General features: G+C 63.9%; 8 protein-coding genes. 6 read left to right on the forward strand and 2 right to left on the reverse strand.

Features of this window, described 5'->3' with window-relative positions; all coding sequences use genetic code 11:
* The first annotated feature begins 158 nt into the window (after positions 1–158).
* On the forward strand, positions 159–926 hold the full coding sequence (locus EN949_RS02915; protein WP_127365440.1) for an SDR family NAD(P)-dependent oxidoreductase: 768 nt from the start codon (positions 159–161) through the stop codon (positions 924–926).
* A gap of 28 nt (positions 927–954) precedes the next feature.
* Here the strand turns inward: EN949_RS02915 and EN949_RS02920 are convergent, their stop codons facing one another.
* Positions 955–1,524 (reverse strand): TMEM175 family protein, encoded by a 570-nt coding sequence (locus EN949_RS02920; RefSeq protein ID WP_027161123.1) that lies wholly within the window; start codon positions 1,522–1,524, stop codon positions 955–957.
* 125 nt (positions 1,525–1,649) lie between these two features.
* The gene (locus EN949_RS02925) at positions 1,650–2,351 is read right to left on the reverse strand and encodes a GntR family transcriptional regulator (protein WP_164745804.1); all 702 of its coding nucleotides are present in this window, start codon (positions 2,349–2,351) and stop codon (positions 1,650–1,652) included.
* A gap of 229 nt (positions 2,352–2,580) precedes the next feature.
* On the opposite strand from EN949_RS02925, the gene EN949_RS02935 reads away from it, so the two are divergent.
* The 5 genes from EN949_RS02935 (at position 2,581) to ggt (ending at position 8,160) form a co-directional block, all read left to right on the forward strand.
* Positions 2,581–3,621, forward strand: a complete 1,041-nt coding sequence (locus EN949_RS02935; RefSeq protein ID WP_127365441.1) for an ABC transporter substrate-binding protein — start codon at positions 2,581–2,583, stop codon at positions 3,619–3,621.
* Positions 3,622–3,703: 82 nt separating this feature from the next.
* Complete coding sequence (locus tag EN949_RS02940; protein ID WP_127365442.1) at positions 3,704–4,786, forward strand: ABC transporter ATP-binding protein; 1,083 nt, start codon at positions 3,704–3,706, stop codon at positions 4,784–4,786.
* A complete protein-coding gene (locus tag EN949_RS02945; RefSeq protein WP_084015515.1) occupies positions 4,786–5,712 on the forward strand; it encodes an ABC transporter permease in 927 nt (308 codons plus the stop codon). The genes EN949_RS02940 and EN949_RS02945 overlap by 1 nt, the downstream gene beginning before the upstream one ends.
* Positions 5,709–6,509 carry an ABC transporter permease gene (locus tag EN949_RS02950; RefSeq protein WP_027161127.1) on the forward strand — a complete coding sequence of 267 codons (801 nt, stop codon included), beginning with the start codon at positions 5,709–5,711 and terminating at the stop codon, positions 6,507–6,509. The genes EN949_RS02945 and EN949_RS02950 overlap by 4 nt, the downstream gene beginning before the upstream one ends.
* 64 nt (positions 6,510–6,573) lie before the next feature.
* Positions 6,574–8,160, forward strand: coding sequence for a gamma-glutamyltransferase (gene ggt / locus EN949_RS02955; RefSeq protein WP_013528519.1), 1,587 nt, complete (start codon positions 6,574–6,576; stop codon positions 8,158–8,160).
* Positions 8,161–8,372 lie beyond the last annotated feature (212 nt).

Here is an 8,372-nt window from a genome sequence, read left to right on the forward strand (position 1 = left end):
TCCCACGCCCGCTCTATCGCCACGCCTCGTTCGGCTCGTCTTCGCACGTCGAGAACGCACAGCGGGCGGGATGTTGCAGAGCAAATCTTCGCAGCGCCATCACCCCAATGTGCGTGGTAAGACCGCGACAGGCGCAACCAGCGGAGCCTGATTTGACCATGACCTTTACCCCCATCAAGCGCGCTTTGATCACCGGGGCCGGAGCGGCCGACGGCATCGGTTTCGCCATTGCCCGCCAGCTCGGCCATGCCGGCCATGCCGGCCATGCCGTTTTTCTCACCGGTGCCAGTGAGCGTGTGCTCGATCGCGCCGTTGAGCTCCGTGCAGAAGGCATCGACGCCAAGGCCGTGGTCGCCGATCTCACCATAGCTGCCGATGTCGCGCGGTTGCGGGCTGATGTCGGCGCGGTCGATATCGTTGTCAACAATGCCGGCATGGGCTCGCTGGCATCGCCATCGGTCGACAAGGCGTTTCTCGCCATGACCGAGGCCGACTGGGACCATGGGATCGACGTCAGCCTGAAGACGGCATTCCTCGTCACCAAGGCGTTTCTGCCGGCGATGGTCGAAGCGGGCTATGGGCGTATCGTCAATGTGGCGTCAGTCACCGGACCGCTGGTGTCTTTCGAAGGCACATCAGCCTATTCCGCCGCCAAGGCCGGCATGGTCGGCCTGACACGCACGCTGGCGCTCGAAGTGGCGAAAAACGGCATCACGGCCAACGCCGTGGCTCCCGGCTGGATCGAAACAGGGTCGTCGAGCGAGATGGAGCGGCAAGCCGCCCTGAATACGCCGCCGGCGCGGGCCGGGCGACCGGATGAGGTGGCCGCCGCGGTCGTGTTCCTGGCCTCGGAAGGCGCCAGCTATGTCAACGGCGCCCTGCTGGTGGTCGATGGCGGCAACAGCCTTCAGGAGCGCAAGGGCTGAAGCCGTCCAACGCGTCGGGTGCGAGAATTCAGCCTTTGCCCGAGCTTTTGCCTGCCCCCGGCGCTTCCGGCCTGAGATAGACGGCCAAGCAGCAGCAACAGATCGCCAAGCCCGCGACTGGATATTTCAGGGCGACCAGCCCCGCCAGCGCGAATAGGCAGAGCGTCGCGAGCGACCGGATGCGCATGCGCTTGCGCACCGCGAGCGGAACCGCGTTCTCCGGCATCGGGTCGATGAGTTCGCGGATCAGAAGAATGTAGGTCAGGTTCACCAGGAAGAAGACGGCGGCATAGAAGGCGACCGGCTGCGGCGCCAGCTCGCTGACCGCCATCCACGCGGTCGCCAGCGGCAGCAGCGAAACCGAGAACAGATGTGCGAAATTGTACCACATCAGGCTGGCTGTCGCCTCCCTGGCGTGGCGTAACAGATGATGATGGTTCGCCCAGACGATGGCGATGAAGAGATAGCTGACGCTGTAGCTCAGCCATGTCGGCCAGAGCTCCAGAAGCGCCTTGAACGTCGGCAACTCCGGCGGGCGCAAGTCGAGGACCAGCACCGTGATGAGGACGGCGAACACGCCATCCGAAAATGCGCTCAACCGATCGAGCCCTGTCGAGGGAAGCACTGGACCGTCCTCGTCGCAGTTCGTGAGACATATAGTAGTGCTGTCGATAGCAATATCCATGGCCGCTCGGACCATCTGACGCCGCCCACCAGCGCCGCTCAGGACGCCTTGGCCAGAAAACTCTGGTAGTCCGATTTCGCCTGCAGCAGGCGCAGCACATTGTCGCGCGAGCCCCTTACGTGGGCGCGGGCCAGCGTGCCGGCTCGGGCGGCATCGCCGGCGCAGATCGCCTCGACGATCTCGGCATGCTCGTCGCGGGCGATCTTCCATTCGTCGAGCCACAACAGTTCGGTCCAGACATAGTGCTGGCACTTGTCGAGGATGCCGCACAGCATGCCATGCAGCATCGCATTGCCGCTGATTTCGGCGATGACGCGGTGCAGGTCGATGCCGACTTCGAGCTCCTGGAATTTTTCGCGCGTGGTGCGCTCCGGAATGGCGGCCAGCCGCTCGCATTCGGCCAGCATGGCACGCAGCCGCGCCTTGTCCTGTTCCGTCGCAGCAGCGGCGGCCAGTGCCGTCGCGTGGCCGTCGAGCAGTTCGCGGATCTCGAAGGCCTCGCGGAACATGTTGATGTCGAACTCGGTGACGACATAGCCCTGGCGCGGCCGGCCGGTGACCAGGCCGTCGCGCTCGAGGCGGTTGAAGGCCTCGCGCACCGGGGTGCGGCTGACAGTCAGCTTCGCCGCGATGTCGTTTTCGGTGACGCGTGAGCCCGGCGGAATCTGGCCGGTCACGATCATCGCCTTGAGCGCGGAATAGACCGAGTCGCGCAGCGTGTTTTTGGTTTCCTTGGCCAAGTTCCGTTTCCAGTTCTCCGGTCTTTCCGCCGGCATATGTTCTCACGCATAGCTGTATTCAAAGTCGGCGCGGTTTGCCACGCCCCGGCGCCCCATCTCCCAGCCCGGGTCGACGACCCCAGGCGCGCCGATCGGTGTTGACATCGCTGATCCCGAAGCTACACTCAAAATTGTATACAAAATAGCATGCGAAATCAAAAACAATGGGAACACCGGTGGAGAGCCGAAAATGAACAGGACCAGAAGCATCAGCGTTGTCGCGGTGGCCGCCCTCATGGCAGCGGTCGCGGCCCCCGCCGTGGCGGGCGACACCATCACCGTCGCCTCGTGGGGCGGCACCTACCAGGAAGCGCAGACCAAGGCGTTCTTCAAGCCGACAACCGACGCGCTCGGCATCACCATCAAGGAGGACACCACCAACGGCCTCGACGACGTACGGCTGCAGGTGACCGGCAATGCAGTGAAATGGGACATCACCGAACTTGGCGCCGACGAATGCGCGCGCGGTTCGAAGGAAGGGCTGTTCGAAAAGCTCGACTACGGCATCATCGATAAGACCGGCATCAACCCGAAGCTTGTCCACGATGACTGGGTCGGCATTTCCTACACCTCCGTCGTGCTGATCTATCGGACCGACGTGTTCGGCGACAAAGGCCCCAAGACCTGGGCCGACTTCTGGAACGTGGAAAAGTTTCCGGGACGGCGCGCGTTGAGCGGCAGCCAGGCGACCGAAACGCTGAGCGTCGCGGCTCTCGCCTCGGGCCTGCCGATCGACAAGGTCTATCCCGTGGATGTCGACGGCGCGCTGAAATCCGTCGACAAGATCCGTGGCCATGTCGACGCCTGGTGGACCTCCGGCGCGCAGGCCATGCAACTGGTGAAAGACGGCGAAGTCGACATGGCGAGCATCTGGAACGGCCGCGCCGGCACCTTGAAGAAGGAAGGCGCGCCGGTCAGTTTCTCCTTCGATCAGGGCGTGCTGACCGCCGACTGCATGGTCATCCCCAAGGGTGCCAAGAACAAGGAAGCCGCGATGAAGGCGCTTGCGATGTTCGTCAGCCCGCAGCTGCAGGCCAATCTGCCGCTCTACGTCGACAATGGCCCAGTAAACGAGAAGGCTTTCGAGACCGGCAAGATCCCGCAGGACAGGATCAAGGACATCAATTCGGCGCCCGAAAACGTCAAGAAACAGGTGCTGCAGGACGCCGAGTTCTGGCGCGACAATCTGATCGAGGCGACGGAGAAGTTCAACAATCTGATCCAGCAATAGGCTGCGGACACAAGCTTACGGCGGGCAGCGTAACCAGCCACTGCCTCGCCACCTGTTCTCTGCGGCTAAGGAGCGAAAAATCTTGTCCATTGCGCCATCCGCGTTGCCCATCGGCATGCGCGGGATCGAGAAACGATTTGGCAGCGTGCCTGTGCTGCGCGACCTTAACCTCGATGTCAAGGCCGGCGAATTCCTGACGCTGCTCGGCCCTTCCGGTTCCGGCAAGACGACGCTGCTGATGATCCTGGCCGGTTTCGTGCGGGCCAATGCCGGCTCGATCAAGGTCGGCGGCGACGAGATCATCACCACGCCGCCGCACAAGCGCAACATCGGCATGGTGTTCCAGAACTACGCGCTGTTTCCGCACATGAACGTCTTCCACAACATCGCCTTTCCGCTGAAGCAGCGCGGCGTCGCCGCCGCCGAGACGGCCGAACGTGTCGAGAAGGCGCTCGATCTGGTGAAATTGCAGGGCCTGGGCGAGCGCCGGGTCGACCAGCTCTCCGGCGGCCAGCGACAGCGTGTGGCGCTGGCGCGCGCCATCGTCTTCGAGCCGCGCATCGTGCTGATGGACGAACCCTTGTCGGCGCTCGACAAGGGCCTGCGCGAGCACATGCAGATCGAGCTGCGCGCCCTGCATCGCCGGCTCGGCATGACCACCGTCTATGTCACGCACGACCAGCGCGAAGCCATAACCATGTCCGACCGCATCGCGGTCATGAACGCCGGGCGCATCGAACAACTCGACAAGCCTGAAACCCTCTACGCCAGGCCGCAAACGCGATTTGTAGCCGGCTTCATCGGCGAATCGAATTTCATTCCGGTCGAGTGCCGCAACGGCTCCGTCTGGTACGAGGACCGGAGAATCCACACCGCGGCACCAGTGCCGGCGGCAGGCCAGCACCTGATGGTGGTGCGGCCGGAAAAGCTGCGGCTCCTGGCAGACGCCGAACCGACAAGCGGCGTCAACGTGCTCGAGGCGAAAGTCAGCGACATCATCTATCAGGGCGACAGCTTCGTCTGCTACGCGGCGTTGCGCGACGGCCGCCAGCTGACTTTGCGCGACTATTGCCGCAGCGATGTGCTGGCCAAAATGCCGGCGCCCGGCCAGCCAGTCTCATTCGGTCTCGATGCGCAGGACACGATCCTGGTGGCGGCAGACTGATGAGCGCGCAGCCCGCCCTCATGGAAGAGATCGGCAGCGCCGCAGGCCGGGAGTTCAACACGCAGGGACTTCACGCCGACGCCCGGCGTGAATCACTACGGCTGCTGGCGCTGTTGTCGCCAAGCCTGCTTCTGGTCTTCGCCATCATCATCGTGCCGATCGGCTGGCTGTTCTGGCTGTCGCTGTTCGACGAAGCGGGCGGCTTCAGCGCCGCCAATTATGCGCGATTCTTCGAGCAGGCCTCCTACATCAAGACCTTCATCACCACCTTCAAGGTCGCCTTCATCGTCACCGGCGCCTGCGTGCTGCTCGGCTATCCCTTGGCCTACATGCTGTCGCAACTGCCGCGGCGGGCGGCGTCGATCTGCCTGATCTTCGTCATCCTGCCGTTCTGGACATCGGTGCTGGTGCGCACCTATGCCTGGCTGGTGATCCTGCAGCGCAAGGGACTGATCAACAGCTGGCTGATCGATCTCGGAATCATCAGCCAGCCGCTATCGCTTGCCAACAATTTTTCCGGCGTCGTCATCGGCATGACGCATATCTTGCTGCCGTTCCTGGTGCTGCCGCTCTACGCCTCGATGAAGACCATCGACACCGACTGCCTGCGCGCCGGCATGAATCTCGGCGCCGGCCCGGCTGCCACCTTCCGGCAGATCTTCTTTCCGCTGTCGCTGCCAGGCCTCGCCTCGGGCGTGGTCATCGTCTTCGTGCTCTGCCTGGGCTTCTTCGTCACGCCGGCTTTGATGGGCGGCGGCAAGGTCATCATGTGGGCGATGCGCATGGAACAGACCACCAGCCTCTATTCAAACTGGGGCGCGGGTGCAGCACTGGGCGTGGTGCTGCTGGTGGTGACGCTGGCGCTTCTCGGCCTGTTCCAGTGGCTGCTCGGCGCGCGGGCCACCGGCGTGTGGAGTTCGAGATGAGTAGGGATCTCGGCCTGCCCATCTCGCACCGGCAACGCCTATGGCTCTATTGCCTCGGCGGCCTCGTGCTGCTGTTCCTGATCGCACCGTCGATCATCATCGTCATCATGTCGTTTTCCGATTCGACGCTGCTGCAATTCCCGCCGCAGCAATGGTCGCTGCGCTGGTACCAGGCCTATTTCGGGTCGCTGGAGTGGCGCGATGCCACGATCGTCTCGGTCAAGGTGGCTGTCATGACAGTGCTGGTGGCGACACCGCTCGGCACCGCGGCCGCCTATGCCATCAACCGGGGCACGCTGCGCTTCAACGGCACCATCAACGCGCTGCTGACGGCGTCGCTCATCGTCCCTGTGATCCTGATCGGCATCGGCACCTTCTTCCTCTATGCGCGCATCGGCCTCAACAACACGCTGACCGGCCTGGTCATCGCGCATACGGTGCAGGCGCTGCCGTTGGTGGTGCTGACCGTGCTGTCTGGATTGCGCTCCTACGACATGAACCAGGAGCGCGTGGCGCGCAGCCTTGGCGCCGGCCGCGTCGCCGCCTTCTGGCAGGTGACGATGCCGCAGATCCGCTTCTCGATTGTCTCGGGCGCGCTGTTTGCCTTCATTACGTCCTTCGATGAGGTGGTGGTTTCGCTGTTCATCTCGGGTGGCGAGACGACGACATTGACGCGCCGTATGTTCAATGCGCTGCGCGACCAGATCGACCCGACGATCGCCGCCATCTCGACCTGCCTGATCGTTCTGTCGGTCGTGCTGTTGTCGGTTGCGCAGATCTTCGGCCGGCGGCATTGATTTCACCAGATCAATTCGCAGAAGTGACCAATTTGCAGAAGTGACTAGGGGATATTCAGACAGAATGCGTGATTTCCAGTTTCCCGGCCGCTCGCCGGTTCGTGCCACCGAGGCGGTTGCCGCGACCTCGCATCCGCTTGCAACGCTTGCGGCCATCGACATGCTGCGCTCCGGCGGCAATGCCATGGACGCCGCGGTCTGCGCCGCCGCCGTGCAGGGTGTGGTCGAGCCGCAATCGACGGGCATCGGTGGCGACTGCTTCGTGCTTTATTCTCCCGGAGGACAAGGCAATGTGCTGGCCTTCAACGGCTCCGGCCGGGCGCCGGCCAGGGCGACGGTCGGCTGGTATCTCGAAAAAGGCTTCGACCGCATCCCGCTGCAGGGTCCGCATGCGGTCACCGTACCGGGCGCCGTCGACGCCTGGAGCCGCCTGCTCGAAGACCATGGCCGCAAGGGCCTTGCCGAGGCGCTGGCCCCGGCCATTCACTATGCCGAGAACGGCTATGTCGTGCACGACCGCGTCGCCTTCGACTGGGCCGAGCCGGAGACCGACCTGTCGGCCGACGAGCATGCCGCGCGCATCTTCCTGCCCGGCGGCAGGGCGCCGAAGGCGGGTGACGTCCATCGGCAGCCGGAACTGGCGGCGACCTTGCGCATCATCGCCAAACACGGCCGGTCCGGTTTCTACGAAGGCGCGGTCGCCGACGATATGGTGAGCCGGCTTAACGAATTGGGCGGACTTCATACGGCCGAGGATTTTGCCGCGACCAGAGGCGACTATGTGGCGCCGGTCAGCACCTCCTATGGCGGCCATGAGATCCACCAGATGCCGCCGAACAATCAGGGGCTGACGGCGCTTTTGATGCTCAATTTGCTGTCGGGCTTCGAGCTTGGCGGGCTCGACCCCAATGGCGCCGAACGCCTGCATCTGGAGATCGAGGCCGGACGCCTGGCTTACCGCGACCGCGACCGCTATGTCGGCGACCAGGACCATGTCCCGGTGCCCCTGAAGCAGCTCCTGTCCGGCGCCTATGCCGACCGGCTACGCGCCGAGATCGACCGCGACCGCGCCATGACGCATCTGCCGCGCGTCGAGCTGCCCGGCAGCGACACGGTCTATATCTCCATCGTCGACCGCGACCGCAACGCGGTCTCCTTCATCAACTCGACCTATTATTCGTTCGGCAGTGGCGTCGTCGGCCCGAAGACCGGTATCGTGCTGCAGAACCGTGGTTCGAGCTTCCGCCTCGACCCGGCGCATCCGAACGCGATCGCGCCGGGCAAGCGGCCGATGCACACGATCATGCCGGGCATGGCGACGAAGAACGGCCGCGTGGTGATGCCGTTCGGCGTCATGGGCGGCGGTTACCAGCCGTTTGGCCATGTCCACCTGCTCACCAACATGATCGATTTCGGCATGGACCCGCAGCAGGCACTGGATGCGCCGAGGGTGTTTTACAACGATGACACAGTGGAAGCCGAGCGTGGCGTTCCCACTGATGCAACCGAGGGCCTGCGCCGGCGCGGCCACCGCATCGCCGAACCGCATCATCCGCTTGGCGGGGGGCAGGTGGTGCTGATCGACTGGGAGAAGGGGACGCTGACCGGCGCTTCCGATCCGCGCAAGGATGGTTTGGCGCTTGGCTATTGAGGTGATCCGTTGTCCAATGGCGCCCATATCGAGGCAAGCCCGTCAGAAGGGCTCTCGCCAGTAATCGTTCGAAATCCAGCCGGTGATCATGACCCAAACTGAAACCCACGCAGATCTCTCCCGCCGTCTCGCCGCCGGCGCCGACGACGCCCCCGCCATTCTGGCGCCCGACAGGGCAACGCTCAGCCATGGCGGATTGCGCAGCATGATCG

The sequence above is a fragment of the Mesorhizobium sp. M7A.F.Ca.US.007.01.2.1 genome (genome assembly GCF_003998165.1).
Taxonomy (GTDB): Bacteria; Pseudomonadota; Alphaproteobacteria; order Rhizobiales; family Rhizobiaceae; genus Mesorhizobium; species Mesorhizobium ciceri.

Excerpts from the sequence above, each read along its gene's own strand:
- EN949_RS02950 (WP_027161127.1), top strand. The coding sequence starts at position 5,709 with ATGAGTAGGGATCTCGGCCTGCCCATCTCGCACCGGCAACGCCTATGG.
- ggt (WP_013528519.1), top strand. The coding sequence starts at position 6,574 with ATGCGTGATTTCCAGTTTCCCGGCCGCTCGCCGGTTCGTGCCACCGAG.
- EN949_RS02935 (WP_127365441.1), top strand. The coding sequence starts at position 2,581 with ATGAACAGGACCAGAAGCATCAGCGTTGTCGCGGTGGCCGCCCTCATG.
- EN949_RS02915 (WP_127365440.1), top strand. The coding sequence starts at position 159 with ATGACCTTTACCCCCATCAAGCGCGCTTTGATCACCGGGGCCGGAGCG.
- EN949_RS02945 (WP_084015515.1), top strand. The coding sequence starts at position 4,786 with ATGAGCGCGCAGCCCGCCCTCATGGAAGAGATCGGCAGCGCCGCAGGC.